The organism is Dyella sp. ASV21, from assembly GCF_016428975.1.
GTDB lineage: Bacteria > Pseudomonadota > Gammaproteobacteria > Xanthomonadales > Rhodanobacteraceae > Dyella.
Map to the genome: position 1 here is coordinate 1 of NZ_JAELTT010000417.1, position 255 is coordinate 255.

Sequence of the window (255 nt, forward strand, 5' to 3'; positions counted from 1 at the left end):
AGGCTTGCTGATCAGCGTGGCTCGCACGGTAACCATCACGCCCGCCATTGCGGTCCAACTCCCGACTGACAGTGGACGGCGCACGACCAAGGTGAGCCGCGATCTGCCGGAGCGATTGCCCCAAAGCCACCCGCCGCGAGATCTCTTCGCGCTCTGCCAGCGTCAGGGCACGCGGTGAGCGGCGCTTTGGCGCCGGCCGAATGCCGCCGGCTTGGGCAATTACTCGGCGTATCGAGGAATGCCTACGGCCCAACC

Annotated in this window: 1 protein-coding gene; it reads right to left on the reverse strand. The window is 66.7% G+C overall.

The annotated features are described in order from the left end of the window. The coding region (locus JHD67_RS22130) for a helix-turn-helix domain-containing protein (RefSeq protein ID WP_199101242.1) at positions 1–255 on the reverse strand (255 nt) is incomplete at both ends.